28 protein-coding genes and 1 pseudogene are annotated in these 25,761 nt (G+C 72.3%); 8 read left to right on the forward strand and 21 right to left on the reverse strand.

Features of this window, described 5'->3' with window-relative positions; translation table 11 throughout:
* The first annotated feature begins 93 nt into the window (after positions 1-93).
* Entirely contained in the window at positions 94-558 is a 465-nt protein-coding gene (locus MUY14_RS07420; protein WP_247022017.1) for an STAS domain-containing protein, read from the forward strand.
* Positions 559-796: 238 nt separating this feature from the next.
* Here MUY14_RS07420 and MUY14_RS07425 read toward each other — a convergent pair whose 3' ends face one another.
* Positions 797-1,705 (reverse strand): helix-turn-helix transcriptional regulator, encoded by a 909-nt coding sequence (locus MUY14_RS07425; RefSeq protein WP_247022018.1) that lies wholly within the window; start codon positions 1,703-1,705, stop codon positions 797-799.
* Positions 1,706-1,810: 105 nt separating this feature from the next.
* Here MUY14_RS07425 and MUY14_RS07430 point away from each other — a divergent pair, with 105 nt between their 5' ends.
* A complete protein-coding gene (locus tag MUY14_RS07430; protein WP_247022019.1) occupies positions 1,811-2,509 on the forward strand; it encodes an SDR family NAD(P)-dependent oxidoreductase in 699 nt (232 codons plus the stop codon).
* A 113-nt stretch (positions 2,510-2,622) separates the two neighbouring features.
* Here the strand turns inward: MUY14_RS07430 and MUY14_RS47250 are convergent.
* The 4 genes and pseudogenes from MUY14_RS47250 to MUY14_RS07445 all read right to left on the reverse strand — a co-directional run.
* Positions 2,623-2,850: pseudogene (locus MUY14_RS47250) on the reverse strand (aldehyde dehydrogenase family protein); the annotation flags it as partial.
* Positions 2,851-2,897: 47 nt separating this feature from the next.
* Complete coding sequence (locus MUY14_RS07435; RefSeq protein WP_247022020.1) at positions 2,898-3,746, reverse strand: SCO6745 family protein; 849 nt, start codon at positions 3,744-3,746, stop codon at positions 2,898-2,900.
* Between the two features lie 42 nt (positions 3,747-3,788).
* Positions 3,789-4,277 (reverse strand): hypothetical protein, encoded by a 489-nt coding sequence (locus MUY14_RS07440; RefSeq protein ID WP_247022021.1) that lies wholly within the window; start codon positions 4,275-4,277, stop codon positions 3,789-3,791.
* Entirely contained in the window at positions 4,274-4,444 is a 171-nt protein-coding gene (locus MUY14_RS07445) for a hypothetical protein (protein WP_247022022.1), read from the reverse strand. Before MUY14_RS07445 ends, MUY14_RS07440 begins: the two co-directional genes overlap by 4 nt.
* A 188-nt stretch (positions 4,445-4,632) precedes the next feature.
* Here MUY14_RS07445 and MUY14_RS07450 point away from each other — a divergent pair, with 188 nt between their 5' ends.
* Together MUY14_RS07450 and MUY14_RS07455 are read left to right on the forward strand one after the other, a co-directional pair.
* Entirely contained in the window at positions 4,633-5,340 is a 708-nt protein-coding gene (locus MUY14_RS07450; RefSeq protein WP_247022023.1) for an acyltransferase, read from the forward strand.
* Positions 5,341-5,458: 118 nt separating this feature from the next.
* Positions 5,459-6,502, forward strand: a complete 1,044-nt coding sequence (locus MUY14_RS07455; protein ID WP_247022024.1) for an acyl-CoA desaturase — start codon at positions 5,459-5,461, stop codon at positions 6,500-6,502.
* Between the two features lie 377 nt (positions 6,503-6,879).
* Here MUY14_RS07455 and MUY14_RS46810 read toward each other — a convergent pair whose 3' ends face one another.
* From MUY14_RS46810 to MUY14_RS07480, 5 genes are all read right to left on the reverse strand, one after another.
* Complete coding sequence (locus tag MUY14_RS46810; RefSeq protein WP_281506265.1) at positions 6,880-7,749, reverse strand: hypothetical protein; 870 nt, start codon at positions 7,747-7,749, stop codon at positions 6,880-6,882.
* Positions 7,750-8,355: 606 nt separating this feature from the next.
* Entirely contained in the window at positions 8,356-9,537 is a 1,182-nt protein-coding gene (locus tag MUY14_RS07465; protein ID WP_247022025.1) for an ice-binding family protein, read from the reverse strand.
* 305 nt (positions 9,538-9,842) lie between these two features.
* Positions 9,843-11,327, reverse strand: coding sequence for a glycoside hydrolase family 130 protein (locus tag MUY14_RS07470; protein ID WP_247022026.1), 1,485 nt, complete (start codon positions 11,325-11,327; stop codon positions 9,843-9,845).
* A complete protein-coding gene (locus MUY14_RS07475) occupies positions 11,324-12,343 on the reverse strand; it encodes a hypothetical protein (protein WP_247022027.1) in 1,020 nt (339 codons plus the stop codon). The genes MUY14_RS07470 and MUY14_RS07475 overlap by 4 nt, the downstream gene beginning before the upstream one ends.
* Entirely contained in the window at positions 12,340-13,464 is a 1,125-nt protein-coding gene (locus MUY14_RS07480; RefSeq protein WP_247022028.1) for a glycosyltransferase, read from the reverse strand. The genes MUY14_RS07475 and MUY14_RS07480 overlap by 4 nt, the downstream gene beginning before the upstream one ends.
* 384 nt (positions 13,465-13,848) lie before the next feature.
* Here MUY14_RS07480 and MUY14_RS07485 point away from each other — a divergent pair, with 384 nt between their 5' ends.
* The 3 genes from MUY14_RS07485 (at position 13,849) to MUY14_RS07495 (ending at position 15,633) form a co-directional block, all read left to right on the forward strand.
* Complete coding sequence (locus MUY14_RS07485; protein ID WP_247022029.1) at positions 13,849-14,061, forward strand: RGCVC family protein; 213 nt, start codon at positions 13,849-13,851, stop codon at positions 14,059-14,061.
* On the forward strand, positions 14,058-14,531 hold the full coding sequence (locus MUY14_RS07490; protein WP_247022030.1) for a DUF5994 family protein: 474 nt from the start codon (positions 14,058-14,060) through the stop codon (positions 14,529-14,531). Before MUY14_RS07485 ends, MUY14_RS07490 begins: the two co-directional genes overlap by 4 nt.
* A gap of 115 nt (positions 14,532-14,646) precedes the next feature.
* A complete protein-coding gene (locus tag MUY14_RS07495; RefSeq protein WP_247022031.1) occupies positions 14,647-15,633 on the forward strand; it encodes an Acg family FMN-binding oxidoreductase in 987 nt (328 codons plus the stop codon).
* A gap of 35 nt (positions 15,634-15,668) precedes the next feature.
* Here the strand turns inward: MUY14_RS07495 and MUY14_RS07500 are convergent, their stop codons facing one another.
* From MUY14_RS07500 to MUY14_RS07530, 7 genes are all read right to left on the reverse strand, one after another.
* A complete protein-coding gene (locus tag MUY14_RS07500; protein WP_247022032.1) occupies positions 15,669-16,538 on the reverse strand; it encodes a universal stress protein in 870 nt (289 codons plus the stop codon).
* The gene (locus tag MUY14_RS07505; RefSeq protein ID WP_247022033.1) at positions 16,535-17,479 is read right to left on the reverse strand and encodes a universal stress protein; all 945 of its coding nucleotides are present in this window, start codon (positions 17,477-17,479) and stop codon (positions 16,535-16,537) included. Before MUY14_RS07505 ends, MUY14_RS07500 begins: the two co-directional genes overlap by 4 nt.
* The gene (locus MUY14_RS07510) at positions 17,476-17,916 is read right to left on the reverse strand and encodes a flavodoxin domain-containing protein (protein WP_247022034.1); all 441 of its coding nucleotides are present in this window, start codon (positions 17,914-17,916) and stop codon (positions 17,476-17,478) included. Before MUY14_RS07510 ends, MUY14_RS07505 begins: the two co-directional genes overlap by 4 nt.
* A gap of 80 nt (positions 17,917-17,996) precedes the next feature.
* A complete protein-coding gene (locus MUY14_RS07515) occupies positions 17,997-18,821 on the reverse strand; it encodes a universal stress protein (protein ID WP_247022035.1) in 825 nt (274 codons plus the stop codon).
* A 224-nt stretch (positions 18,822-19,045) separates the two neighbouring features.
* Positions 19,046-19,729, reverse strand: coding sequence for a CBS domain-containing protein (locus MUY14_RS07520; RefSeq protein ID WP_247022036.1), 684 nt, complete (start codon positions 19,727-19,729; stop codon positions 19,046-19,048).
* A 42-nt stretch (positions 19,730-19,771) separates the two neighbouring features.
* Positions 19,772-20,362, reverse strand: a complete 591-nt coding sequence (locus MUY14_RS07525; protein WP_247022037.1) for a DoxX family membrane protein — start codon at positions 20,360-20,362, stop codon at positions 19,772-19,774.
* Between the two features lie 31 nt (positions 20,363-20,393).
* Entirely contained in the window at positions 20,394-23,114 is a 2,721-nt protein-coding gene (locus MUY14_RS07530; protein ID WP_247022038.1) for an HAD-IC family P-type ATPase, read from the reverse strand.
* 197 nt (positions 23,115-23,311) lie between these two features.
* Here MUY14_RS07530 and MUY14_RS07535 point away from each other — a divergent pair, with 197 nt between their 5' ends.
* Positions 23,312-23,479 (forward strand): hypothetical protein, encoded by a 168-nt coding sequence (locus MUY14_RS07535; protein WP_247022039.1) that lies wholly within the window; start codon positions 23,312-23,314, stop codon positions 23,477-23,479.
* A 142-nt stretch (positions 23,480-23,621) separates the two neighbouring features.
* Here the strand turns inward: MUY14_RS07535 and MUY14_RS07540 are convergent, their stop codons facing one another.
* The 4 genes from MUY14_RS07540 to MUY14_RS07555 form a co-directional block, all read right to left on the reverse strand.
* On the reverse strand, positions 23,622-23,804 hold the full coding sequence (locus tag MUY14_RS07540) for a hypothetical protein (protein ID WP_247022040.1): 183 nt from the start codon (positions 23,802-23,804) through the stop codon (positions 23,622-23,624).
* 345 nt (positions 23,805-24,149) lie between these two features.
* Positions 24,150-24,629 carry a DUF1003 domain-containing protein gene (locus MUY14_RS07545; RefSeq protein WP_247022041.1) on the reverse strand — a complete coding sequence of 160 codons (480 nt, stop codon included), beginning with the start codon at positions 24,627-24,629 and terminating at the stop codon, positions 24,150-24,152.
* Positions 24,630-24,667: 38 nt separating this feature from the next.
* On the reverse strand, positions 24,668-25,207 hold the full coding sequence (locus MUY14_RS07550) for a DUF5994 family protein (RefSeq protein ID WP_247022042.1): 540 nt from the start codon (positions 25,205-25,207) through the stop codon (positions 24,668-24,670).
* A 120-nt stretch (positions 25,208-25,327) separates the two neighbouring features.
* Positions 25,328-25,633, reverse strand: a complete 306-nt coding sequence (locus MUY14_RS07555) for a hypothetical protein (protein WP_247022043.1) — start codon at positions 25,631-25,633, stop codon at positions 25,328-25,330.
* Between the last annotated feature and the right edge of the window lie 128 nt (positions 25,634-25,761).

Genomic DNA, 25,761 nt, shown 5'->3' on the forward strand with positions numbered 1-25,761 from the left:
GCGACGACCGACAGCCGATGACTGAACGTCCGCACCGGACCCGTGCAGTGTCCGACGTGGCGGGAGCCGGACGGCGATGCTTGGAGCGAATCCATGAACCTCAGCGCGCTGGCCACCCGCCGTCGTCACGGCCTCGCAGCGGAACCGTTGGTCCTGGTCATGTTCGGCCCGCACGGGACACCGTCGCTCCCGGCCGGGCTGAAGCTGTCGGAGGAGCTGATCGGCCGCACCGCGATCCTGGCCCTGGACGGCGAATTCGACCTGTACACCGCGCCCGAGGTCGACCTGGCCCTCGACCTGATCCTGCGCCGGGCCCCGCGGCGGCTGGTGGTGGACCTTTCGCAGGTCAGTTTCCTGAATTCGGCGGGACTCGAGGTGCTGCTCGGCTGCCACCGGCGCGCCGCACCGCAGACCGATCTACGCATCGTGGCGGCGACGCGATCGACGTGGCGGTTCCTGCAAATCGCCCGGCTGCACGAAACCCTGGTGATCCACACCTCGCGCGCGGCCGCCGTCGCCGCTCCGGTGTCCAGGGATCCGCGCGCCTGGTCGCCGTGACCGTCGTCTCCGGTACCTCGTTCCGCCGATCAGGAAGCACGACAAGGGCTCGTGGCCGAGCCCGAGCCGGCGTCCCGCGTCTGCTTGCTGTTGTCCCGGTCGCTGCGCGCGTCGATCACGGCGTTGTCCGCGCGAGGTGAACGCCGAGCGGCAGCCCGCTGCGTGGCCGCGCACTCGAGCACCACACCACGGAGCACCGCGTAGGTGCGGATGGCCAAGACGGCCGCCGGGCGGACTGCTACGAGATCGACGACGTCTCATCACCGCTTGGCTTGTCGCGACTGGTGATCGCCGGGCTGACGATCGCCGCGAGGCGCAGCTTGGTCTCGTCCTCGCTGCCGGGCGCGGCGCTCATGATCACGATCTTCAGCTCGGAGTCGCCGTCGGTCAGCACGTCGCAGTCCACCGTGACCGGGCCCACCGCAGGGTGTTCGATCGTCTTGTGGTCTTCACGATGAGCGGTCACCGTGCCGGTCGCCCACAGTTCGGCGAAACGCCGATTGCCCTTGTGCAGGAGGCGGATCAGCTCGGCCAGGCGCTGGTCACCGGGGAAGCGTCCAGTGGCGCGGCGCAGGTCGGACACGACGGCCGCGTCGGTGGCGTCACTGTCTGCTTCGGACACCGGCCAGAGCGTGAGGTGTGCTGGACCGGCGTTGACCGGGAACCTGTCGCGGGCGAAGTTCCGCAGGTGCGGAGGCGATGAAGCGGGGTGCCCGAGCAGCGCGGCCCAGCCGGGGTTCCACCAGATCAGCTGCCAGTCGGCCGCGAAGACGGCGACCGCGACGTCACCCAGCCGGGTGAGTACCCGGCGGACGCCGGGCGGGATGTGGTCGGAGATCGCGCCGTCCGCCGGTGGCGCGAGACGGGCCAGCCGGTACAGGTGTTCACGCTCGGCGGTGGACAGCTGCAAGGCGCGCGCCAGCGCCGCGACCACCGGCGCCGAAGGTGTCGTGGCCCGCCCCTGCTCCAGGCGCACGACGTAGTCGACCGACACGCCGGCGAGCTCGGCGAGCTCCTCGCGGCGCAGCCCGGCCGCGCGGCGCGTCCGGCCGGCCGGCAGCCCCGCGGCCGAGGGCGGCAGCCGATCCCGCCACGTGCGGATCATCGCACCGAGCTCGGTGCCGGAAGCAGGGGTCACGACGGCCATCTTCCCGCAGCCGCGGCCGCCCGGCCGGGTAAGAGGGTGGTACTGCTGTTCCTCCCGTCGAGGCGTCCCTGGCCGGGGCGCCGTGAGCGGACGAAGGTGGATTCCATGACGATCACCTTCATCACCGGAGCGAACAAGGGGCTGGGCCGCGAGACCGCCCGCCGGCTCGTCGAACTCGGCCACACCGTGCTGGTCGGCGCCCGCAACGCCGAACTGGGCGCCGAAGCCGCTACGGCGCTCGGCGCGCGGTTCGTCCCCATCGACGTGACCGACGACGCTTCCGTCGCCGCCGCGGCGGCGAACGTCGCCGGGCACGAGGGTTCGATCGACGTCCTGATCAACAACGCCGGCGTCAACGGCCCGGTCGGCGACCCCAGCGCCTTGACCGCGGCGGACGCCTTCGGGGTCTTCGACGTCAACCTGGTCGGTGTGGTCCGGACGACCACGGCGTTCCTGCCGCTGCTGCGCCGGTCGGCGGACCCGGTCATCATCAACGTCAGCAGCGGGCTCGGCTCCCTGGCCATCACCCACGACCCGGCGCGGATCGAGTCGAAGGTCATCGCGCCGCTCTACACCGCCTCGAAGGCGGCGCTGACGATGCTGACCACCCAGTACGCCAAGGCGCTGACCGACGTTCGCGTCAACGCCGTCGACCCCGGCTACACCGCGACCGACCTCAACGGCCACAGCGGGCCGCAGACCGTGACCGAAGGCACGGACGCCATCGTCGGCCTCGCGACCGAGAAGCCCGGCGCCCCCTCCGGGCGCTTCGTCGACCGGGACGGCGTCATCACCTGGTCCTGAGCCACGCCGCGGCCGACGGTGACCTGCTGGGTCTGGGTGAACCCGGCGAACACTGCTTCCAGTGGCACCTCACGGCCGCTGTCCTCGTCCCCGCCGTCGGACCGCGACCACCTGCCCGCCTGGTCCGGGGCGTGCGACCACACGTGGGCCGCGAGCCCGTGATCGCTTTCGTCGGCCATGCCAATCGCGCTCCTCGCGGTCCCGGCGCGGGATGACCACCAGGACGGGACGGGACCGAAGATCTCCTCCCGAGCGAGCCGGAAATCGTTGCGGGTCGCGGCGAACACCCTCGTCGAACTGCTTCTCGTCGAGCACCCTTGCCCGCGTCGCCGGCCGGCCACGCCGGACTGTCAGCTCGGCCCGCCGGTGAGCAGTGGCAACCGCGCCGCTATTGCCTCGTGAGCACCCACGGCATGAGTTTTCCGGCGAGCGCCCGGGTGAACGGGCGAACCAGTGCCTGCAGTTCGGCGCAGGCGGACTCGCCGATGTGCGCGTAGGGAGTCACGCTGTTCTCGTCGGTCGCTTCTTCGATTTCCGCTCGGCGGGCCGCGCCCGCGGGCGTGAACGCCGGGTCGGCGTCGCCGGTGAGCCAGTCTCGCTCACGGAGGCGGGCGGCGGCCCGGTTCCAGTCCCCTTCGGACCACGACCGGGAGGTGCGCAACGTCTCGGCGGGGACGGCGCCGGAAGCAGCGTGGGTGAGGAGGGCTTCGATGCCGTCCAGACGTGCCGTCAGCAGGGCCGCGATGTGCGCGTCGCCGCGGTACTCCCGGAGCAGGGTCTGCGCGTGCCACAGGACCAGATGGGGCTCGGTGGGCGACGGCAAGGCCGCGTGGGCGGCGAAAAGGGGCCGGCCGATGACATCGCCGGCGACCGTTTCGGCGGCCTCGCGCGCCAGAGCGGCGGCCCGGCGCATCTCCGGTGAGCCGGTCGCCTCGCCCAGGATGCCGCGCAACGCCCGGTCGGCCGCGGCGTACCGCGCGGCCAGGACGGCGTCCGGGTCGGTGGTGGACCAGGCGGCGGTGATCGACGCCCGGACGAGGGCCGGGTTGAAGTTGTAGAAGGTCGCGACCACGACCGGCGCCGGGACCGCGCCGAGCGCCGCCGACCTCGACGCGAAATAGCCGGCGCGGCCGGTGAGACCGAGCTTCTCGTACGCGGCAGCGGCTTCCGGGGCGAAGTAGATCATTCCGTGGTAGGGCTCGAGAAGTCGCCAGGTCCGGCGCGCCGCTTCGATCACGCGGGCAACATACCATCCGGTCGGTACGGCGTGAGTCGCCTTTCACCCGGGCAAGGTGGCTTTCGAAGTCACGGTTCGCAGTGCGCCTCGCAGCAGCCGGGCGATCTGGGGGGACGTCCAGCCGGTGCGGATGGCGAGTTCGGCCGTCGTGAGGTGGTCCACCGCCGTCGACCACAAGGCGAAGCGCTGGCGAGGCGGTAGCTGCGTCACCTCGTCGAGCAGCACCGCGTCCCGCAGTGCCGCGTCCAGCCGTGGCCGGTCGATCCGCCGGCCCAGTTCGGTGCGCAGCTGCATCAGGACGCGCGCGCGCACCTGCCGCCCGGCGTCCGCGACCGCTCGTGAGTCGGTGGCATCCGGCTGTGCGCAAAGGATCCGGCTGCACAACGTGGCACTCCGCCGGCGGGAATGGCCGGTCTGGCACGCGACCCGGTAGACCAGCGTCAGCATCCGGCCGGGCAGGTCGACCTCCGCGGGCTCCCACTCCGGCACCGGGCGCGTCGGCGAGGGCCGGGAGTGGCTCTCGGTCGTCATCCGGTCACCTTCGGCCGCGCTGAGTCCGCCGGCAGGTGCTCCAGCAGCCAGACGAGTTCCGCGGCGTCGATGATCCCGGCGTCCGCGGCGCGGACCCAGGCATCGGCTGCGCGCCGGGTGAACTCGCGCGTGAGGAGGGCTTTGGTCGTGTGCTGGACGCTGGTCATCGGCTGCTCCCGGTGGGCGGGTGACGCGGGTTGGCCACCGGGGTCCGGGGTTGCCGTGACGTGTTGTTCTCCCGAATCCTAGGCCCGTTTCCGCGGGCAAGCGATTCGGTGACCGATACTCCGCCTCCGGCGGCAGCCGGTTCCCGATCCTGGACCCGCCCGGCAGTCTCTGGGGTGCGGACTTCACGGTGGCGCTGTGGTACCTCCGCGCCTACCTGTGGTTCGTGCTGCTCAGCCCGCTGCTGCTGCTCGCGTTCCGCCGCCGGCCGGTCGTCACCGTGCTCGCCCCGCTGGTCTTCGTCGCGGTGGACGCCGTACTGGGCTCCCCGCTGGCCGATTCGGGGCCGGTCGGCGAGGGGGTGCTGGACTTCGTCACCTTCGGGGCGTGCTGGATGCTGGGCTTCGCCCACCGGGAAGGCATGCTGCGCCGGATCCACCCGGCCGTGCTGGCAGGACTGTTCATCGCCGCGGTGGGGCTGGGCGCCTGGTGGACGGCGGGGCACCCGCTGCCGGACGGGACGTTCGACCTCAACGAGATCCCGCTCGGGCAAGCGCTGATCTCCGCCGCCGCGATCCTCGTGTTCCTGCGGGTGTCGCCCAAGCTCGCCTGGCTGGACCGGACGCCGGTGCTCGGCCGGCTGGTGACCGTGCTCAACGCGCGTGCGGTGACGATCTACCTGTGGCACAACGTGGCCATCGACCTGTCCTATCCCCTCGGCGACCGGCTCGGGTGGTCGTCCCAGCCGGTTCGGCTGGCGACATCGGCCGTCCTCACGGCCGTGGCCGTGCTCGCCTTCGGCTGGGTCGAGGACGTGGCGGCCCGCCGTCCCCCGCGGCTCGTTCCCGGTGGCCGCCGGAAGCCGGTCGTTCCCGCGGTCGTTCCGGCGGGCGTCTGACGATCCTCGTGGTGTCGATCTTGTCTCGTTTAGCGGGGATTCTGCGGGGAATCCCGGAGCAGTAAGTGCACCAGTGGTCGCCCCGGTCCCCGGCGCCATGACTTGGGGAAAGGCTTCCATGGTTGTATCTCCGGAGAGCGTCGATGTTCGCGCGAAGTCGCGTGACGACTTCAGTGAACTTGTTCGCCTCGTGCGGGGTGAAGGCTTGCTCGACCGTCGCCGCGGCTACTACGCGGTGAAAACCGGTCTCACGCTGCTCGCGCTGGTCGGCGGGTGCGTCGCATTCGTGGTGCTGGGCGATTCGTGGTGGCAGCTGGCCACCGCGGTCTTCTTCGCGGTGATGTTCGCCCAGATCGCTTTCCTCGGCCACGACGCCGGGCACAACCAGATCTTCCGCACCGGGCAGGCCAACGATCGCGCCGGCTACGCCTTCGGCGCCGTCGTCGGGATGAGCTACGGCTGGTGGATGGGCAAGCATCGCCGGCACCACGCCAATCCCAACCACGAAGGCGACGATCCCGACATCGACATCCCGCTGCTCGCCTTCACCCGGGGACAGTCGGTCGGCAAGAGCGGGTTCGTGCGCTGGACTTCGAAGCATCAGGCGGTGCTGTTCTTCCCGTTGCTGTTGCTGGAAGGGCTGAGCCTGCACTGGGCCGGCATCCAAGCGGTGTGGCGCGGCGAGGTCAAAGCGCGCCGGCTCGAGGCGGTGCTGCTGATCGCCCACGTCGGTGTGTACCTCGGTGCGCTGTTCGTGGTGTTGTCGCCGCCGGTGGCGGTCGCGTTCATCGCGGTGCACCAGGGGCTGTGGGGCGTCTACCTGGGCTGTTCGTTCGCGCCGGGCCACAAGGGCATGCCCATCTTCACCGACAAGACGCAGCTGGACTTCTTGCGCAAGCAGGTGCTCACCAGCCGCAACGTCCGTGGCGGTCCGTGGGTCGACTTCACGCTCGGCGGGTTGAACTACCAGATCGAGCACCACCTGTTCCCGAGCATGCCGCGCGCCAACCTGCGCCGCGCGCAGCCGCTCGTGCGCGCGTTCTGCGCCGACCACGGGATCGACTACGCCGAATGCGGACTGCTGAAGACCTACCACTACGTCCTGCGACACCTGCACGACGCGAGCGCGCCACTCCGTGCGAAGAGCGCACCCGCCCGGTAGCCGCGGCCTGACCCCACCGCCGCAATCCCGCGGTCGGCCGCGAGAAGCGGCACTTTCACGTGAAAGTGCCGCTCAGCCGGGGGAGACGTGGGCAACCGGTCGACGGTACTTTGCGCCGCGACCCCGGTGACGCGGCCAAAGGGGTGGACACGTTCGGCCGATCAGGGCTATCCGGACGACCCCCGCCGGCGGGGTGGCCTGCGGGGGTCGTGGTGGTCGAGCCGGGGCGCTACAGCGGCAGGAGGGGGAGGAAGACGGCGCCGGCGGCGCTGGTGATGGCGACGACGGCGCCGTTGACGATGCCGATGACGGAGTCGATCAAGCCGCCGACGATGACGATGCCCATGATGGGTTCTCCTTCGTGTTCGGTGTGCTGGTCATCCGGTGCAGTTGGGGACGGCGGGGACGCTGCCGACGCAGTTGTTCGGGGTGTTGGCGGTGATGGGTGCGTTGGTGGTGGTCATGGTGCCGCCCTGGCGGTAGACGCCGCCGGCGTCGCCCAGGAGCAGCAGTGCGTGGTTGTTGGTGACGGCGGTCTGGGTGAGGGTCGTCGCGGTGGCGGCGACGGCGGAGATCCCGCCGCCGCGGCCGGCGTTGTTGCCGGTGATGAACAGGGGGCTGCCGGTGACACCGGTGACGGTCAGGGTGCCGCGGAGCCCGTTGTAGATGGCGCCGCCGTCGCCGAGGAGGGTGGTGTTGCCCGACAGCGGGCTGTTGGTGAACGTCGCGGCGGGTGCGGTGCCGGTGGGGGTGTCGGCGTTGGCGAGGCCGCCGCCGTTGCCGGAGGCGGTGTTGCCGGTCAGGGTGCTCCCGGTCAGGGTGACCGCGCCGCGGTTGAGGATGCCGCCGCCGTCGCCGACGACGTTGCCGCGGGTGAAGGAGACGCCGGTGGTGAGCGTGAGGCTGCCGGTCGGACCGACTTCGGCGATGCGGAAAAGCCCCAGGCCCAGCAGCGAGGCGTTGGTGACGGTGGCGGGGCCGATCATCTCGATCGGGGTGGTGATCACGGGGAGTGCGTTCGCGGCGCCACCGTGGGCGGTGGTCATGCCGTAGGTGCAGCCACCCGCCAGGACGAGGGTGTCCGGGGTGGGGGTGGAATTGGCCAGGTTGACCGCCGCGACGAGGGCGTTCTGGCTGCAGGCCACCGGAATGGTGATGGCTTGCGCCGCCGGAGCCAGCGCGATCAGGCCTCCGGTCACGACGGTGGCGCCGAACATGAGCCTGGCTATGCCGTGGATGCGTCGCATGACGATTTCTTTCCTGGAACACAATAGTGTCGGGCTGCGGCGCGGCGCGCCGGCAGGAGAATTTCGCAGTGGCCGGCCCGATTCATAGAACCGGCCGGATGAGATTGGTCCATGAAAAAGGACCTCGGCTCGTGATCTGCGCCGTAATCGTGGGGCGCGGATCAGGTACCGAGGTCCGGGGCAACAGAAGTCAGCCTATCGCGGCCCGCCGGATGATCGATACCGGGGTCCCCCGAATGGCGGCACATGAAGGGATTCACCTGCCACAACTGTACCGATTCGATTAGTGTCCAGGCTTGCGTGATTAATCGGATTCATGGGAAATCGCTCGTTTGTCTACGGATTCGACTCTCTCGTCGGCGAATATCCTCGCGGAAGGGTGAACTACCCTCTTCTGGTCGCCGAAGTGTCCGCGACGAGACGGGTGTGGGTCTTGAGAGTGCCGGCCGACCTTCGGCGGTACGGCCGGCCTCACCGTCGTGTGCTTCGCCTGAACGCAACTCGCCGAACCGGCCCGGGAGCCTTGTCGGGGGCCCGGCGAGCTCCGTTCATTCAAGCGGGAAGTGCGGGTGAACGACACCCGACGGCCGCGGCCGGGGCCGATGGCTACGGCCTCGCCCTGCGGCGACGGGCGATCGTGAGCAGCAATCCGCCGAGGACGACGAGCAGCACTCCGAGCGCGATCAGCGGCCGGAGCAAGGGGCTGGCTCCGGTGCCGGCGAGGTTGGACGTACCACCGGGCACGGTGTCTTGAGTCCCGCTACCACCGTTGCGGTCGGTGGTAGTCCAGGTCGCGCCGAGGCCTGCCGCGGGTGAAGTGGTCGTCGTCTCGCTGCCGATGGTCTCACTGCCGGTGGAGGACGTGGTGCTCGTGGTCGATCCCGTGGTGGTGCCGGTGTCCGAAGTGGAGGGTGTAGTGGTTTCGGTGGTGGGGGGTGGCGTGGTGGTGTCGGTGGTGGGAGCTGGTGTGGTCGTGTCGGTGGTAGGAGACGGCGTGGTCGTGCCGGTGTCCGAAGTGGAGGGTGTGGTGGTGTCGGTAGTCGGAGGTGGTGTGGTGGTGTCGGTGGTGGGGGATGGTGTGGTGGTGCCGGTGGTGCCCGGCGTCGTGGTGGGGTTCGGGGTGCAGCCGGGGGTGGTGAAAGTGTTGTCGTCGAGGGAAACCTGGCCGTTGCGGGCCAGCGCGCGCCCCGCGACGGTGGTGCCGGTCGTCACCGTGATCGAGGTCAGCGCCATGATCGTGCCGACGAAGTCCGAGTTCGTGCCCAGGGTCGCCGAGCTGCCGACCTGCCAGAACACGTTGCACGCCTGAGCACCGTTGATCAGCGCCACCCTGCTCGACGAAGCCGTGATCAAGGTCGAGGCGACCTGGAAGATCCAGACGGTGCCGGAGGTGCCCTGGCCGTCCAGGGTCAGGGTTCCGCTGAGCGCGAGCGGGCCGGTGGACTTGTAGACACCACCGACCAGTGTCTGGCCGACGAGGTCACCGGCGACGTTCGCGGTCGGCGCGCGGCCGGCCGCGTCGTCGTAGGCGACGACGAGGTCGGACTGGGCCTGACCGGCCACCGCATCCCCCGCGTGCGTGGCCCCGGCCGCCGTGCCGGGCGGGAAGCCGGTGATGGCTGTCCCGGGGGAAACGCCGAGGTCCCCGGCCAGCGTGCTGGGGCCGGTGTTGGTCACCGCCTGCCCACCCAGCACGGAATAGGGCCCCGCGGTACCGAGCCCGACGGGTGCTTCGGCGGCGACGGCCTGAGGCACCCCGATCACCAGGCCCAGCACCAGCGTGCTCACGGTTGCGCACAGTCCCATGACCGCGCTACCCCGGCGCCACGTCCGCGCCGGCCGGGTGGTGCGGAAAACGCGTTTCATTGGTGTTGCCTCCGCCGACTCGATGATCGAAGCCGGCGAGGTCCGGGCCGGGAAGTTCGTCCCACATCGGAGCGGTGCGCATACGCCACCTGCCCTCGATCCGGTGAACGGTAGGCCGAGTCGGCTAGCCCCACCAGGGAATGCCCCATAATGAACACGAAAGTGTAGGCACGCATTAACTCACACGAGTGGCGGCAACTTTTCGTCGCAATGGCAGCTCGTACGGGTCACGGGCCCGCTTCTTCGAGCCGGGCGACGAGGGCGTCCACCGGTACGGTGGCCAGGGCGACCCGGGTGTCGCTGCTGCCGTAGGGCAGCCAAAGCGTGCCGTCGTGGATCAGCCCGCCGCAGGAGTAGACGACGTTGGGAACGTAGCCGTCACGCTCGTCCTCGTCCGGCACCAGCAGTGGTTCGGGCAGCGCGCCCACGATCCGGGCCGGGTCGGCGAGGTCGAGCAGCAGCGCGCCGATGGCGTAGGTCCGCATCGGGCCGACGCCGTGGGTGAGCACCAGCCAGCCCGACGGCGTTTCCAGCGGCGAGCCGCAGTTGCCGACCTGCAGCAGCTCCCAGGCCGCCGTCGGGCCGTGCAGCGGCACTTCGCCGGACCAGGAACGGCCGTCGGACGAGGTCGCCAGGCTCATCGTTTCCCCGTCCCCGCGGCACAACGCGAGGTGCCGGCCGCCGACGGGCCGGGGGAAGAGCGCCATTCCCTTGTTGCGGGCCGCCGGTCCGGTGAGGGCGAACGCGGTGAACGACGTCAGGTCGGCGCTTTCCAGCAGCCGGGGGGTCACGGTGGCGCCGTTGTACGCGGTGTAGGTGGCCCGATATCCGGTCTCGCCCGTGTCGGCGGTGAAGCGGACGAAGCGGGCGTCTTCCATGCCGTGGCTTTCGGTCGCGCCGACCGGCCACAGCAGCCGTTGCGCGAGATCGGTGTCGCCGGGGAAGCTCACCGTGTAGCCGGAGGCGGCGAGTTCGCGGATGCGCTGGGTCGTGCCGGCCGCCCCGGCGCGTTCGAGCAGGCGCGGATCGAGGGTGGCGAGCGCGTGGTCGAGGTCGGACTGGCCGAAGGGATCGGGGAGGGTCGCGGTCACGGTGGCGGTGATCTCGTTGTCGCAGTCGTCGTGGTCCAGGGCGGCGCGCAGCCACGAGCGGCTCCAGGGGTCCGGCCGGCGCTCACCCGTGCTCACCGGCCCGGTCCGGGAATGCCACTCCGCGCGGGTCCCGGGCCCCAGGACGCCGGTGGCGAACCCGATCGAGGAGATGTGTCCTTCGCCGATCCCGCGCAGGCTGAGCACCACTCGGACCTGACCGGGCGACAGCCCGTCCTGCCGGGGGTGCGCCACCAGGGACGGGTTGCACAGCGCGGCCGCCTCGACCGCGTATTCGTGCGTGAAGTACGCGCCGAGGAGCAGCCGGCGCCGAGCGTCGAGCGAGCGGGGATCGACGAGCCGGTGGCTCATGATCGACGCGTTGTGCTCGAGGACCGCGAGCAGATCCCGGTGGCGGCCGGCGAAACCGGCCAGGACCCGGTCCACTGTGGAATCGATCGACCCTTCCGGCAGGGCGAGGACGCGCGCGATCAGCGCACCCGCCCGCGACCGGGTCTCCGGTGCCTCCTCGCCGGGCACGAACAGCTTCGTCACGACCCGCGTGGGGTCGGGCCGGAACCCGGCCGGGTGCCGGGTCACCAGTCCCGCGCTCTCGCCGATCACGCCGTACCGACGCCCGTCAGCGCGCCGGTGCGCAGCCGCGTGAGCTGGAACGTCGCGAGCATCGCCAGCGTCGATTCCGCACCCTGGTTGCGGTTGACGCCGTCGGCGCGGAGCCCGTCGCCGCAGCCGCCGGTGTCCCGGTCCAGCAACGGCACACCGGCGTCGTTGGTGCCGAGGAACCAGGCACGGGCCAGCTCCACAGTGGACGTCCAGCGGGGGTCACCGGTGACCGCGTGGGCCCGGGCGCAGGCCGCCGCTAGTGCGGCCACCTCGATCGGCTGCTGGTCGAATCCAGGTGGCGACTGGCTCGGTGCCCAGCCCCCGGTGGGCACCACCGACAACCGGGCCTCCCGGGTCTGCCGGTCCGCCAGCCAGTCCAGGGCACGCAGGCCGTCGGCGAGTGCGCCGGAATCGGGCAGTAGTGCGCCGGCGGCGATCAGGACCTCGGCGACCGCGGCGTTGGCGTATGCCAGCCGGGGCTCGGGCCACGGCCAGTCCCGGCCGGGCGGAACCGGCCCGATCGCCGTGACAGCGGCGCCGAGCAGCGCCCGCGCCGGCTCGTCCGCCGGGAACCGGGTGAGCACCTCGGCGGCACCCAGCGCGGCGAACACCATCGCGCGCAGGTCCGGAGACCGGCGGCGGGCTCCCGCGTCGAACAGCAGGCGGGCTTCGGCGCGCAGCCACGCGCGTCCGGCGTGGGCCGCTGTGCTGCCGAGGCCCCAGAGCGCGCGGCCCCACCAATCCCCGAGACCGGGGGCGTCCTGCCAGCGGCGGTCGTAGCCGAGCCGGTTGCGGAAGCGGCCGTGTTCGTGCGCGTGCGCGGTGAAGGCGAAGAGCGTTTCCTGCGCGCGCGACAGCTGGGGGGTCAGGTCCTGCTCGCGGCTCAGCACCACCAGGCCGCGAGCGGCGTCGTCGAGGCAGTACCCGTGCTCGCGACGCGGGATGGCCCCGCACGCGTGCTCGAAGAGACCGACGTCGTCGGACATGCGCAGCAGGTGCCGGTCGTCCAGCATCACGCCACGACCCGGGGCCGGGCGGAGACGAGCTCGGCGCCGAGCCGGCTGTACTGCGCGGCCACCGACGCCCAGCCGAGGTCACCGGCGACGATGCCGGCGGCCGCGGCCATCCGGCCCGCCGCGGCCCGGTCGGTGAGGATCTCCTGGAGCGCGTGCGCGATGGCCGCCGGATCCCGGTGGTCCACGAGCAGGCCCGCACCGCCGGAGAGCAGCTCGACGGCGTGCGGGAAGCGGGTCGCCACGACCGGTGTCCGTGAAGTGACGGCTTCGATGAGCACCCCCGAGGTGACCTGTTCGCGGGAGTCGTAGGGCAGGAGGACCACCTCCGCGTGGGCCACCAGGCGCCGCAGCGACGCGGCGGCGAGGTAGCGGGCGTCGAACCGGACCCGGTCCCGCACGCCGAGCCGCTCGGTCCGCAGCTGCAGCGACCGGCGGTAGCTTTCCCCTTGCTGCGCCTGCACCTTCGGATGGGTGCGGCCGGCCACCAGATAGCGCGGCTCCGGCCACTGGGCGGGGAGCAGGGCCATCGCCTCGATGCCCCATTCGATGCCCTTGCCGGGACCGAGCAGGCCCCACGTCAGGATCTGGCGGTGCTGGCTGTGGTGCGGCACCGCCGCCGGGCCGCCGTGGTCGGGGGCACCGTGCGGGATCACCACGAGCCGGCCGGCGGGGACGTCGTAGCCGGCGACGAGCCGGGCCCGCGCGGTCTCGCTCATCACCACGACCGCGGCCGCGGTGGCGAGCACGCGGTCGAGGACCACGCGCTGGTGCGGTGTCGGCGCGCTGAGGACGGTGTGCAGCACGACGATCGCCGGCACGCGCAGCAGTTCCAGGACGCGCAGGACGTCTTCGCCGTCCGGGCCGCCGTAGATGCCGTATTCGTGCTGGACGATCGCCACGTCGTCCCGGTCGAGCAGGGCCGCCGCCGCGTGGCAGCTCGCCGGCGAGCCGGCGATCAGGTCCCCGACCACTTCGGGGCCGGCCGTGGGAGCCGCGGACTCGACCGCGCGGACCACCCCGCCCGCGGAGCCAGGCGGCAACGCGGCGCGCAGCGAGGCCGTGAACGACGCGAGGCCGCAGAGCGTGGGCGGATAAGTACTCAGGAGACCGAACGTAAGCACACGGGCCCTTCGGGTCGGAGGCTGCACGCGGCAGCCGTCAACGGCTGAACGGTGGCGCTCGGGCTCACCGGGCGGGGAACGTACCGCGACCGCGGTACGTCGTCCTCGTGTCCGGAGCGGCGCCGAGGTCATGCCGCGACTCTGTTTCCTCACGTGGCCCGGGCCTAGAGTCGTGAGACCTTTTTTCGAGGGGCGTTCGGCGGCCGGGGCCGGGGCGCGGGTGTGGCCGGCACGGCGCGTAAGGTGGAGGTATCGTCCCGGACCCCGGCGTATTCGGTGAAGCCGGGACCCGAAGCCGGAATACCCGGCGATTCCTGACTTTTCTCGTCTGATCAGCGGACCGCGCCCGCGTGGTCGGCCATCCGAAAAAAAGGAGAATCCGGTATGTCGGGTATCGATGTCGAATCGGGCGTCGCCGTCGCGGAAATCGGCGATCCGGTGGTGACCGCCTGTGCGGTGTGCCCCCATCCTGCCGAATCGCACGACGTGATCGCGCGCCGATTCTGCACGGCAACGCAGGCGGGCGCGTTCACCCGTGGCTGCGTCTGTTCGGGCGGATCGGAAAAAGCCACCGCCGCGATGCGAGTCCGGAAATGACGTTCTGGTCGGAGAGCACCGCGGGGCCCGTGGTCGGCTCCCCGGCCGTCGAGCGGCGGCTGCGGCTGAAACCGCCGGGTGCGGTCAAGGGCTGCTTCGACGGCGGCTGGTGGCCACGCTCGCGGGAGCCGGTCGCGGAGTTCAGCGCCCTGGTCACCGCCCTCGCCGCGGACTCGGGCCCGGTCGACCGGATCGGCTTCAACCCGGGTGTGTGGGATCTGGCTCCCCGGACGCTCGCGCTCGAGAGCGGTTCCGTCCGGCTGGCGGGGTTCTTCGGCCTGGATCGGCACACGATCGTCGTGATCGGACCGCGCATCCGCCGGTTGACCCTGCTGGTGGTCCCGGCCGGCGCCGACCCGGCCGCGGCGGAGCGAGCGCTGGAAGCGGCCGCCGCGCCGGACGCGGTGGGTTCCGCCGAGCTGATCCTGACCATCAGCGGCGCCCTCGGCCCGCCCACCGGGACGGCTTGAACGCCACCGCTCGTGGGCCATAGGTCCCGGCCACCGGTGACCAACGGCCGGCGCGCGGGACGGCCGTCTTCCGCGATGCTGGAGTGGTACAGGATCCCGACGTCCGGAGCGCGCGATGAGCCGACCGCACCCGGCGATGTTCGAGCAGGCCCTCGCTTCGGCCGTCGGCGCACCGTCTCCGCACAACACCCAGCCCTGGCGGTTCGTGCTCGAGGGCGAAGCGATCGAGGTGTGGCTGGATCGCGAGCGCGTGCTCGCGGTGGCGGATCCGCTCGCGCGCGAAGCACGGCTGTCCTGTGGCGCGGCCGCGTTCAACGCGGCCGTCCACCTGGGAGCCGGCGGGATCGCGACGACCGTCCGGACGATCCCGGATCCCGACGCACCCGACCTGCTGGCCGTGATCCGGTTCGACGGCAACCGGAGGGTCACGCAGACCGACCGCGATCTCGCCGCGGCCGTGTTCCGGCGGCACACCAACCGCAGGCCCTTCCTGGACCGGCTGGTGCCGCCGGTCGCCCGCGTCGCGCTGAAGTCGGCCGCGCTGCGAGAAGGCGGGCAGGTGGAGTACCTCGACGAGGCCGGGCACTTCTCCACCGTCACGACGTTGGTGCGCCGTGCCGAAGCACTGCAGGGGAACGATCTCGCGTTCCGGACTGAGACCTCGTCCTGGATGCGCCGCGATACCGCGTCCCCGGACGGCGTGCCGGCGAGCGCCTCCGGGCCTCCGCCGTACGGGGCCAGAGCGGTATCGCTGCGTGCCTCGCACGCCAACCAGGAGCTGCCGCCGCGCGAGTTCGAGCAGGACCCGCTGCTGGCCGCCGTCCTCACCCGGGACCGCGGGCCGCACGCCGAGGTCCGGGCCGGGATGGCCATGCAGCACGTGCTCCTCACCGCAACCGCGGCGGGCCTGGCGACCTCGTTCCTGTCGCAGCCCTTCGAGACACCGCAGACCCGGGAAGCGCTCGACCGGATCTTCGACGGTCACGGGCAGGTCCACACACTGCTGCGCGTCGGCTACGGCCAGCCGACGGCGACGACGGCACGACGAGCCGTGGCCGACGTCCTGACCCGCCGCGTCACCCCGGATGCTCCCGTGCGGTGAGCGACGAGGCGGCGGCCGGGCAACGGTCCGGTGCTTCATTCCGCGACCGGGTCCTCCGGACGGACCACGAGCACCGGGCAGCCGGCGTGCTGCACGAGCGCCTGGCCGGTCGAACCGAGCCGCATCCCGGTGAACCCGCCGCGCCGCGGTTGCCGACGACCACCAGCTGGGCCTTCTCCGCGGCTTCGAGCAAGGCGTGCCGGGGGGCGGTCGCGGCGCAGCACACGGCGGATTTCGACGTCCGGGTACTTCTCCTGCCAGCCCGCCGGCCGCTGCGCGAGCAGCCGCTCCTCGTCGTCCTTCACCGCCGCCCACCGCGGCATGATCCGGATGGTGTCGGAGAAGTCTTCGTCGGCGACGTCGCTCCAGGCGTGCACCGCGACGAGCGGCGCACCGCGTGCCGAGGCCCCCGAACGCCGCGGCGATCGCCAGCTCGCTCGGCGGGCTCCCGTCGACCCCGACCACCACCGGCCCCGGATCACCGCCACCGGGGAGTGCGTGTGGTTCACGAGGGTGGCCGTCGTGGTGCCGAGCAGCATTCCGGCGAGGCCGCTCGAGCCGGTCGCGCCGACGACGACCAGCCGGGCCCGCCGCGAACGTTCGGCGACCAGCGGCGCCGGCGCCTCGATCGGCGTCTCCGTGGTGATCACCAGATCCGGATCGACCTGGGCGGCCAGCGTCCGGGCGAGGGCGACGACGCGTTCGCCGTCCTGGCGGACCGCCTCGACCAGGACGTCCGTGCCCGGCCGGCCGCCGCCGTGACCGAGCGCCGCGATCTGCAGGCCGTGCACGATCTCGAGGTCGAGATGACGGGAGGAGGCGAGCTCGGCGGCCCACGACACCGCCGTCGCCGAGGCTGCCGAGCCGTCGGTCCCCACGACGATCGTGCGGTTCCGGTCCTTCATCGGACCCCCTCGCTTCCCGCGTCGTGGGGCCGGATCACCGCGACCGGGCACGGCGAGTGCACGATCAGCGCCTGGCTGGTCGAGCCGACCAGCATCCCGGTGAAGCCACCGCGGCCCCGGCTGCCGACCACGATCAGCTGCGCGTGCTCCGCGCGCTCGAGCAGCGTCCGGACCGGGCGGCCACGGGCGGCCTCGAGGTCGATCGTGAGGTCCGGGTACTTGTCCTGCCAGGGCCGCACCTGCTCGGCGAGCCTGGCGCGTTCTACCTGTTCGAGCTCGGCGGGGTCGTCCTGCAGCGGATGCGCCCGGAGCACTTCGCCGGCGACGATGTCGCTCCAGGTGCGCACCGCGGTCAGCCCGACGCCGCGCAACCGTGCCTCCTCACAGCCGAACGCCAGTGCGCCGTCGCTGGGGGACGAGCCGTCCGTGCCGACGATGACCGGGCCGGTGTCCGGTGGCGGATCCTGCGGCCGCCGGCCACGCACCACCACGATCGGGCAGAGCGCGTGCGCGACCACGGAAACGGCCGTCGAGCCGACGAGCATCCCGGTCAACCCGCCGAGGCCGCGGGAACCCAGTACCACCAGCTCCGCGTGCCGTGACTCCTGGACGAGGGCCGCGACCGGGTTCCATTCCCGCGCGGCGACCCCGATGTCGAGGCCGGGAGACCGCGCGAGCACCGCGGCCCGCGCCTCGGCCAGCCGGCCTTCGGCGTACTCGGCCAGGCCGGCGCGCACCTGTTCGCCGGCTCCGACCGCGATCGGCGCGCGGACCGGCGGCAACGCGTAGACCTGTACCAGCCGCAGTGGCCGGTTTCGCCGGAGCGCTTCGGTACCGGCCCAGACCGCGGCGCGCAGCGCGGAGGACGAGCCGTCGACCCCGGCGACGACGGCGCCGTGCGTGGCCCGGGCCGCCCGCCGGACCCCGGGTGGTGTGGTCATGACGTACTCCGGGCGACGGCCGCGGTGGCCAGGATCGCGCCGATCTCGTGGCCCCAGGCCCGGATCAGCGGCCGGTCGGCGGTTCCGTCGAACACCCGGTGGTCGCGGGCCGCCAGCTGCCGGACGAGTTCGCGGGCGGGTTCGTCCCGCTCGTCCACCGGACCGCGGGAGAACAGCCAGACCGGCAGCCACCGCAGACCGTCCGAAAAGGACTCAGCGAACTTCCGGGCCGGGTCGAGCCACTGTCCCAGGTGCACGGCGCTGCCGAGGACCACGGCGTCGAAGCCCTCGAGCGAAGCGACGAGCCCGACGTCGCGCACCTCGACCTCGGGCGCCACTCCGGCCTCGGTCAGCGCGGAGCCGAGCGACGTGGCGAGGTGTTCGGCGATTTCCCGGGTGGCGCCGTGCCGGGTGGCCACCGCAACGAGGATTCTCATGGTGCCAGCCTCGCGCGTCCGCGGCTTCGTGAGCAGAGGCCAACGACCTCGGCGGACCGGCGAAAGGCTCCGCCACCCGCTCAGTGGACGACGGCGACCGGGCAGGTGGCGTGCGCGAGCAGGTCGTTGCCCGTCGATCCCAGCAGGGCACCGGCGAGCGGGCCGCGACCGCGGCTGCCGACCACGATCAGCTGGGCGGCGGGCGTGATCCCGATGAGCGCACGCGACGGATCACCGTCGTCGACGACCCGCGTCGTGATCTCCAGCCGGGGGTGCTTCCGTGACCAGCCGGCGACCAGCTCCTCGACCTTGCGCCGGTCCTCGGCCTGCTGGTCGGCGAAGGAGGGTTCGATGCTGGGTGCTCGTTGGCGGGCGGCGTGCGCCACGACCAGCGGTACGCCACGCGCGGCCGCCCCGTCGGCGGCGAAGTGCAGCGCTTCCGCGCTCGCCGGTGAGGAGTCCACGCCGACCACGACCGGGCCCCGCGGGTCGGCGTGGCCGCGGAAGACGACCACCGGGCACTTCGCGGCCGCGGCGACCCGGAGGGCGACCGAACCGACCAGGACGCCCCGGAGTCCGCCGAGGCCGTGCGAGCCGAGCACGAGCAAGGGGGCGGTCACGGACTCGGCGAGCAGCAGGTCGACCGCGAGGCCGAGCCGAACGTCGATTTCGACTTCGAGGCCCGGTGCCGCGGTGCGGGCGATCTTCGCCGCGTGGCGCGTCCGCCGGGTCACGTGTTCGGGCAGGAATCCGGCCTCGTCGCCCGGATCGACCACGCAGGCGTGGAGCAACCGCAGTCCCGTGGTGCGCCGAGCCGCTTCCCGCGCCGCCCACCGGACCGCGCGCAGCGACCCTTCCGAGGCATCCACCCCGGCGATCACCGCGGCCGTCGTCTGTTCGGACATCGCCGACTCCTGCCCTCCGGCGCCGCCCGGACGGCGGCCCTTGCCAGCATGTCCTCCGCCGCGTCCGCGCGGCAGAGCACGAAGACCTTTCGCCGGGTGACCAAATCCGCCGAACGGAATCGCTGCTGCCGGAGAGGGGCAACGCGGCCGTCCCCGGAGCCGCCCAGTCGCACCCGGCTGGGGCGTGCTGCCCTCCGACCGCGCTCACCGGGCGGGGACAGCGGTCAGCCGCCGGCGTGCTGCGGTCCCTCGCCCCGCCAGACGAAGTCCATCCGATTCCGGACCCCGACCACGCCGGGAACGGCGAGGGCCAGCCGTTGCGCGGTGGCCACGTCGGCTTCGTACTCGAGCCGGCCGGTCAGCAGGACCACGCCGTGCTCGACGCTCGCGAGCACGCTGTTCTGGTCGGCGTGCAGCGCGTCCTCGAACACGGTGCGGTCGATGTCGGCCCGCACGTCTTCGTCCGTGCGGAGGAACGTGCGCAAGAGGTCCCGCCGCGCGACGACCCCGACCAGCTGCCCGCCGTCGAGCACGAACAGCCTGCGGACACCGCTCGTCGTGAGCAGCCGCGCGACCTCGGGCAGGGTGGCGCCCGGGGTGGTGGTCCGCGGCGCCGCGGACATCAGCGTGGCCGCGGTTTGCGCGGCCGCCTTCCGCCAGTCGTCCCGCGTCAGGTGGCCGGCGAAGTGCGGACAGCTCGCGCCGAGGGCGTCGTCCTCGTGTGCCTGCCGGCACAGCAGGTCCGCTTCGGTCACGACGCCGAGCAGGCCGCCGCCGGGGCTCACGACCGGGACCGCGCTGACGCGGTCGGTGACGATCATGCCGGCCAGGTCCTTGAACGACGTCGCCGGCGTCGCGGTGATCACTTCCCGGGTCATGACGTGGCCGACGGTCGTGCTGGTGCGCATGGTTCCTTCTTCCGGTGTCCGTTGTGGACGAAATGGCGGCGCTCAGCGAAGCCAGCTATTGCGCCGGACGAGTTCCAGCTTCGCCCAGCGGCGGCCCAGGCCCCAGGTGTCGCCGGCCGCGAAGGCGGCCAGAACGACGATCGCGACGAGGTACACGAGGTGGTAGTCGAGCAAGGGATTGGTCGAAGAGGTGGCCGTGCCGTCCGAGGTCGTGCGGGCGAGCGGCCATTCGGCGATCCACATCAAGGCGAGCAGGATCGTGCCCGCGACGGCGGCCGGGCGCAGGCCCACCCCGAGCAGCAACGCGAGCCCGATGCCGAGCAGGGCCAGCATGAACAGCCCGTCGGCCCAGCCGGTGCCCGCCCAGTCCCGGAGCATCGACTGCAGCGGGCCGACCTGCACGTGCCCCAGGAAACCCTTGGTGGGCGACCCGCCGCCGACCCAGGCCTGCGCCGGGCTCGTGGCGTACCCCAGCCCGAACGCCTTGTCGAAGAACGCCCACAGGAAGGTCAACCCCAGGACGATGCGCAGGATCGCCAGCGCCGGGCGGCGGCCCGGTTCGGCCGCCTCGTTCGCCGGCCGGTCGGAGAGGAACGTTTCCTGCGTGGACGGACTGCGGTCCCGGATGGACATGAGGGGCTCCTTCTTGGGGTCACCCGGAGTATCAGCCCCGGGTGGCGGCCGGCGCTGGTGCCGAAGTCCCCTTTTCGGAGGGTCTTGGGGAACCGGGACCGCGGCGCGGCCGGGGACGCCAGAGGTACTTGTCGAGCTCGGCGATCAGGAACGTCGTGGCGGCGAGGCCGAGGACCAGCAGCCAGCCCCCGACGGTCAGCGGCGCGGTGTGGAACAGCTCGTTCATCAGCGGGACGTAGAGGATCGCCACCTGCAGTGCGATCATGACGGCGACGCCGCCGAGCACCCAGGGGTTCCAGCCCGCCGGCCGGAACCGGTCGAGGGACCGGCAGCTGAACAGGTACGCGATCTGCGCGAACACGAACACGGTCACGGTGATCGAGCGCGCTTCGGTGACGGAGGCGCCGGTTCGCAGCTGCCAGGTGAACACCGCGAAGGACCCGGCGACGAGGATGACCGACACGAGCGTGATCCGCCGGAGCAGGTCGGCGGTCATCAGCGCCTGTCCCGGTGGGCGGGGGCGGCGGGCCATGATGGCTGTTTCCTTCGGTTCGAACGCCAGCGCGAGGCCGAGGAAGACCGCGGTGGTCATGTTGATCCACAGCACCTGGACCGGCAGCATCGGCAGCTGGGCGCCGAGCACGATCGCGACCAGGATGACCAGCCCTTCGGCGATGTTGGTCGGCAGCGTCCAGGCCATGAACTTCCGGATGTTGTCGAACACCGCCCGGCCTTCCTCGACGGCGGCCTCAATGGTCGCGAAGTCGTCGTTCGCCAGCACCATGTCGGCGGCTTCCTTCGCGACTTCGGTCCCGCTGCGGCCCATCGCGATCCCGATGTCGGCTTTGCGCAGCGCAGGCGCGTCGTTGACCCCGTCGCCGGTCATCGCGACCACATCGCCGCGCTCCTGCAGGAGGGTGACCAGCCGCAGTTTCTGTTCCGGGGAAACGCGGGCGAACACGTCCACGCCGGCGAGGGCGTCGTCCGGGGTGACGGCGATTTCGGCACCGGTGAGGACCACCGGTTCTCCTTCGGTCAGCGCGAAGTTCCGGGCGATCGCCCGTGCGGTTTCGCCGTGGTCACCGGTGATCATCTTGACGGTGATCCCGGCTCGTCGGCACGCGGCGACGGCGGCCACCGCGGCCGGCCGGGGTGGGTCGTGCATGGCCTGGAAGCCGACGAGGGTCAGCCCGTCCGGAGGCGTGTCCGCGGGGAAGGCGGCTTCGGCCGCCGGGGTGAACATCGCGAAAGCCAGTACCCGCAGCCCGCGGCGGGCGAGGGCTTCCGCCGTGCCTCGTTGCGACTCCCGCTCCAGTGGTTCGCCGATGCCGTCTTCCCGCAGCTGGTCGCGGCACAGTGCGAGCACCTTTTCGGGAGCGCCCTTCAGGTATCCGGTCAGCCGGCCGTCGGCGGTCCGGTGCACCGTCGCCATCAGGTTCCGGCCGGATTCGAAGGGCAGCACGTCGACGCGCGGCCGGGCCGACCGTTCCGCGCCGATGTCCAGCCCCGCTTCCCGCGCCGCGGTGAGGAGGGCGGTTTCGGTCGGGTCGCCGATCGCCGCAACGGTGCCGTCGGCCGGTTGCGCCTCGTTGCACAGCACCCCGGTGAGCAGGCACTCCCGCAGGGCCGGCGGGAGCGGGTCGCCACCGGCCCACTCGTGGGTGCGTCCGCCGGCGAACACGGTCGTCACGGTCATCCGGTTGGTGGTGAGGGTGCCGGTCTTGTCGGTGCAGACGACCGTGGTGCTGCCCAGGGTCTCCACCGACGGCAGCCGCCGGACGATCGCGCCGCGCCGGGCCATCCGGACGACGCCGATGGCCAGGACGATCGACACCGCGGCCGGCAGGCCTTCGGGGATCGCGCCGACCGCCATCGTCACCGCCGCGGTGAACATCTCCCCGGCGCGGTAGCCCCGCAGCAGGCCGACGAGGAACAGGACGACCGCCAGCGCCACGATGCCGACCGAGAGCCGGCGGCTGAACCCGGCCAGCTTGCGGGTCAGCGGTGTGGTCGGCACCCCGGTCGCGGTCATGAGCTGGTTGATCAGGCCCAGTTCGGTCGCGGCGCCGATCGCCACGACGACGGCCGTGCCCTCGCCCCGCGTCACCACGGTGCCCGCGTGCGCCATGTTCCGCCGGTCGGCGAGCGCGGTGGCCCGGGGGAGCGCGCCGGGGACCTTCGTGACGGGTGCGGCCTCACCGGTGAGCGCGGATTCGTCGATCTGCAGGGTGCGCGCCGAAATCAGGAGCGAGTCCGCCGCGACCTTATCCCCGGCGCGGAGAAGCACGAGGTCTCCCGTGGCCAGTTTTTCGGCGCTCAGCCGGATCGGTGCACCGCCGCGCACCACCCGGACCTCGGTGGTCACCATGCCGGCCAACGCGGCGAGCGCGTGCTCGGCCCGCGACTCCTGGAGCAGCCCGACGACCGCGTTGAGCAGCACCACGGCGAAGATGACGCTCGAGTCGACCAGCTGGCCGAGGCTCAGGGTCACGGCGGCCGAGGCGAGCAGGACGTAGACGAGCGGATCCTCGAACTGGCGGAAGAACCGGCCGAGCGCGCTGGTGGGCCGGCCGGTCGGCAGCACGTTCAGTCCGTTGTGGACGTTGCGGGCGGCGGCCTCGGCTTCGGTCAGCCCGGTTCGCCCGTCGGTCCCGAGCAGGGTGATCGTCTCGGCCGCGTCCAGCGCGTGCGCCGGTGCCCGGCCGGCTGTGTCGGCCTGGCCTCCCGGCCGGGCCGGTGCCGGCACTCGCATGATCGGTTCCCTTCGACGGTCGTGGCGAACCTTTCGTCCCGATCCTCCAGGTGATCGAGGTGCCGGGCACAGGGCCGAACTGCTCCACCTCCGGGGTCCGAGGGCCTCGAACTCCTCGACGTCGCCAACCGGACGCGTAGCATGTGTGGTGAGTGCCCCGGACCCGGCGCGACGACCAGCCGACCGAGGAGCACACCATGGCATCCGTTGATCTCGCGGGAATCGCCGAGCCGCACCGCAGCGCGGTGACCGCGATCATCGACCTCGCCCGGCAGGGGCTGTTCACGGATGCGCAGGCGCTCCGCATGATCGGCCGGATCCGCGCCGTGGCCGATGACCTCGTCGTCCGGGAGCGGACACCGTGACGGCCGCGCGGGTCCGGCCCGCTCACCGGTGACGGGCACCGCGAACCTCTTGTCCGCTCACGGTTTCACCGCACTGCCGGTCCCGGCGCCGACGGCGGCCCGGAAATCCGCGGCTGCCCCGGGCCGGCTGACCGACGTCGGTTCAGCCCGGGACGGGGGGCTCGTCGTCCGGCGCCGTGAGGCCGTCGGCGGGTTCCAGCCCGAGGATCGCGAGCAGCGTGGCGCAGTCGCCGGCGTCGTCGGCCGACGACGCGACCACGCGGGCGCCACGCCGGCGTTGCTCGGAGCTGAGCGCGAACGGGTCCGGCTCTCTGCGCTGGGCCACCTTCGGCTGCCTCACCGGCGTGGGGACACGAAGGGGGCGCCCGGCTCCGCCCGCGGGTGACCCGGTGTGCCCGGTGTCGCAATGATCATCACAGCCCTCCGTCCGGACCGGCCACTTCGAGGTGGCACCGCCGAGGTCCGGGGCGGACACCTCCGAGGATAACCCGCCCGGCCCGCTCGGAGCGTCGGCGAACGGGTGGGCCCGGGTGGCCCGCTGCCGGCGCCCTCGACCAGGTTCGGCGCTGTGCTCGCACGAGACCCCGGTCAGCCACAGCTCGCGAGCGGCCGCCGTCGCCGCTCCCGGGTTCGGGGAGCCACGCGCGTGAACCGCGGTTTCCGGCGGCTTCTAGGGGGTCGCCGTCGCTTCGCGTGCGATCACGTCGTCGGCCAGCCGGGCGAGGACGGTGTCGACGGCGGGGCCGAGCTTCTGCACGCAGTCGCAGCCGGGGCCGTGGGCGTCCCGGTGCCAGGCGAAGAGGTACTGCAGGGCGAGCTGGTCGACGCGGAAGTCGTGCTCGGCTTCGATCCGGTCGCGTTCGGCCTGCCGGTTCTGCGACAGCAGCAGCAACGGGGCCGCGTAGGCGGCTTGGGTCGAGAACACGAGGTTCAGCAGGATGAACGGGTACGGGTCCCAGCCGCCCGCCCAGGCCACGAGGTTGAGCCCGATCCACAGCAGCACGATCACGCTCTGCCCGACGATGAACGGCCAGGAGCCGAACGACGCGGTGACCCGGTCGGCGATCCGTTCACCCGCGGTCCGGTGCTCGTACCGGTGCCGGTTGGCGGGGGAGCGGTACTCACGCTTGTGTCCTTTTCGGACGTTCATCGGCCCGTTCCGGTCGTCCTGTGGTTCGGCGGGGGAGGTCAGGAGACTTGCCCGCCTTCGGTTTCCCAGCCGTCTTCGCTGGTGTCGGGGTGGAGCCGGGGTGCCGCCGGAGCGACGAGGGCCCCGCTCGCGGCCAGGATGTCCGCGGGCCGGTCGGTGTTGCCGCGACGGGACGCGGTCGTCAGCGCTCGGTGGCCCGCGGGGGCCGCCGCCTCCGGTGGAACGACGAGGAGCGTGAGCTGGTCCGGTTCCGGGCCGGTGATCGACAGGACGTGGCCGTCCCGGTCGAGGAGACCGTCGAGCCGGACGACGTGGCCGCCGATCTCCAGTCGCCGCGGCGCACTGTCCCATTCGGACACGGGGTACGCCACCCTGGTGAGGTGGCCCATCCGCGCCGTGAGCGCCGCGGCCAGCCCCGGCAGTTCCGCCGCGAGATCACGCGACCGCGGCCACCAGCCGCCGTCGACGTGACCAACCGGCCCGCCCTGCGGTTTCCACCCCAGCCTGGGGGCGGGAGGGGTAGCTCCACGCGGTCGCGCGGAGGGCGTTCCGGTTCTGGTGGGCGATTCCGGCGTCATGCCGTGTCCCGTCCCGATCGCGGTGATCGATGTGGAGGGCGACCGAGGACGGCGCGGGCTCGGCCGCCGACGCGCGAAATGCTCTCGGTACCCGGGATTCTACACCGGTCGCCGCGCATTTCACGGCTCGCCCTGCTGCGAGACGTGATCCGGCCGGCCGGCCGGCTGCGCGGTCACGGCGATGATGTCCCGGTCGTCGACCCAGCGCACCGAGGTCGCGGGGCCGTCGTCGGCGACGATGGGGACGCGGGCCCCTCCGGGGCCGAACTCGGGCCGGCCGGCGAGGGTGCCGGTCCGCGGCGAGCGGGGATCCGGGCCGGCGTAGGTGACGCGCCAGTTCCCGACGCTGAACGCGATCTGGCGCCGAGGCGGGAGGGGAGTGCCGTCGTCCGCCGGTGCGCCGCGGTCCGGGTTCCCGGCAGTCATCCGTCTCCTCCTCGGCCGTGGGTACGTTCCGCGCGGTGCGGGGAACGGCGGGCACGCCGAGGTCTGGGGCGGTCCGGACAGCCTAGGCGTCCTACGCCATCCACCAGGGTTGAATCCCCCGGACGGGG

The organism is Amycolatopsis sp. FBCC-B4732 (genome assembly GCF_023008405.1).
GTDB lineage: Bacteria > Actinomycetota > Actinomycetes > Mycobacteriales > Pseudonocardiaceae > Amycolatopsis > Amycolatopsis pretoriensis_A.

Excerpts from the sequence above, each read along its gene's own strand:
- MUY14_RS46810 (WP_281506265.1), bottom strand. The coding sequence starts at position 7,749 with ATGCGACGCATCCACGGCATAGCCAGGCTCATGTTCGGCGCCACCGTC.
- MUY14_RS07445 (WP_247022022.1), bottom strand. The coding sequence starts at position 4,444 with ATGACCAGCGTCCAGCACACGACCAAAGCCCTCCTCACGCGCGAGTTC.
- MUY14_RS07490 (WP_247022030.1), top strand. The coding sequence starts at position 14,058 with ATGACGTTCTGGTCGGAGAGCACCGCGGGGCCCGTGGTCGGCTCCCCG.
- MUY14_RS07545 (WP_247022041.1), bottom strand. The coding sequence starts at position 24,629 with ATGAACGTCCGAAAAGGACACAAGCGTGAGTACCGCTCCCCCGCCAAC.
- MUY14_RS07440 (WP_247022021.1), bottom strand. The coding sequence starts at position 4,277 with ATGACGACCGAGAGCCACTCCCGGCCCTCGCCGACGCGCCCGGTGCCG.
- MUY14_RS07510 (WP_247022034.1), bottom strand. The coding sequence starts at position 17,916 with ATGAGAATCCTCGTTGCGGTGGCCACCCGGCACGGCGCCACCCGGGAA.
- MUY14_RS07550 (WP_247022042.1), bottom strand. The coding sequence starts at position 25,207 with ATGACGCCGGAATCGCCCACCAGAACCGGAACGCCCTCCGCGCGACCG.
- MUY14_RS07455 (WP_247022024.1), top strand. The coding sequence starts at position 5,459 with ATGGTTGTATCTCCGGAGAGCGTCGATGTTCGCGCGAAGTCGCGTGAC.
- MUY14_RS07530 (WP_247022038.1), bottom strand. The coding sequence starts at position 23,114 with ATGCGAGTGCCGGCACCGGCCCGGCCGGGAGGCCAGGCCGACACAGCC.
- MUY14_RS07515 (WP_247022035.1), bottom strand. The coding sequence starts at position 18,821 with ATGTCCGAACAGACGACGGCCGCGGTGATCGCCGGGGTGGATGCCTCG.
- MUY14_RS07495 (WP_247022031.1), top strand. The coding sequence starts at position 14,647 with ATGAGCCGACCGCACCCGGCGATGTTCGAGCAGGCCCTCGCTTCGGCC.
- MUY14_RS07505 (WP_247022033.1), bottom strand. The coding sequence starts at position 17,479 with ATGACCACACCACCCGGGGTCCGGCGGGCGGCCCGGGCCACGCACGGC.
- MUY14_RS07535 (WP_247022039.1), top strand. The coding sequence starts at position 23,312 with ATGGCATCCGTTGATCTCGCGGGAATCGCCGAGCCGCACCGCAGCGCG.
- MUY14_RS07430 (WP_247022019.1), top strand. The coding sequence starts at position 1,811 with ATGACGATCACCTTCATCACCGGAGCGAACAAGGGGCTGGGCCGCGAG.
- MUY14_RS07525 (WP_247022037.1), bottom strand. The coding sequence starts at position 20,362 with ATGTCCATCCGGGACCGCAGTCCGTCCACGCAGGAAACGTTCCTCTCC.
- MUY14_RS07520 (WP_247022036.1), bottom strand. The coding sequence starts at position 19,729 with ATGCGCACCAGCACGACCGTCGGCCACGTCATGACCCGGGAAGTGATC.
- MUY14_RS07425 (WP_247022018.1), bottom strand. The coding sequence starts at position 1,705 with ATGGCCGTCGTGACCCCTGCTTCCGGCACCGAGCTCGGTGCGATGATC.
- MUY14_RS07555 (WP_247022043.1), bottom strand. The coding sequence starts at position 25,633 with ATGACTGCCGGGAACCCGGACCGCGGCGCACCGGCGGACGACGGCACT.
- MUY14_RS07485 (WP_247022029.1), top strand. The coding sequence starts at position 13,849 with ATGTCGGGTATCGATGTCGAATCGGGCGTCGCCGTCGCGGAAATCGGC.
- MUY14_RS07420 (WP_247022017.1), top strand. The coding sequence starts at position 94 with ATGAACCTCAGCGCGCTGGCCACCCGCCGTCGTCACGGCCTCGCAGCG.
- MUY14_RS07500 (WP_247022032.1), bottom strand. The coding sequence starts at position 16,538 with ATGAAGGACCGGAACCGCACGATCGTCGTGGGGACCGACGGCTCGGCA.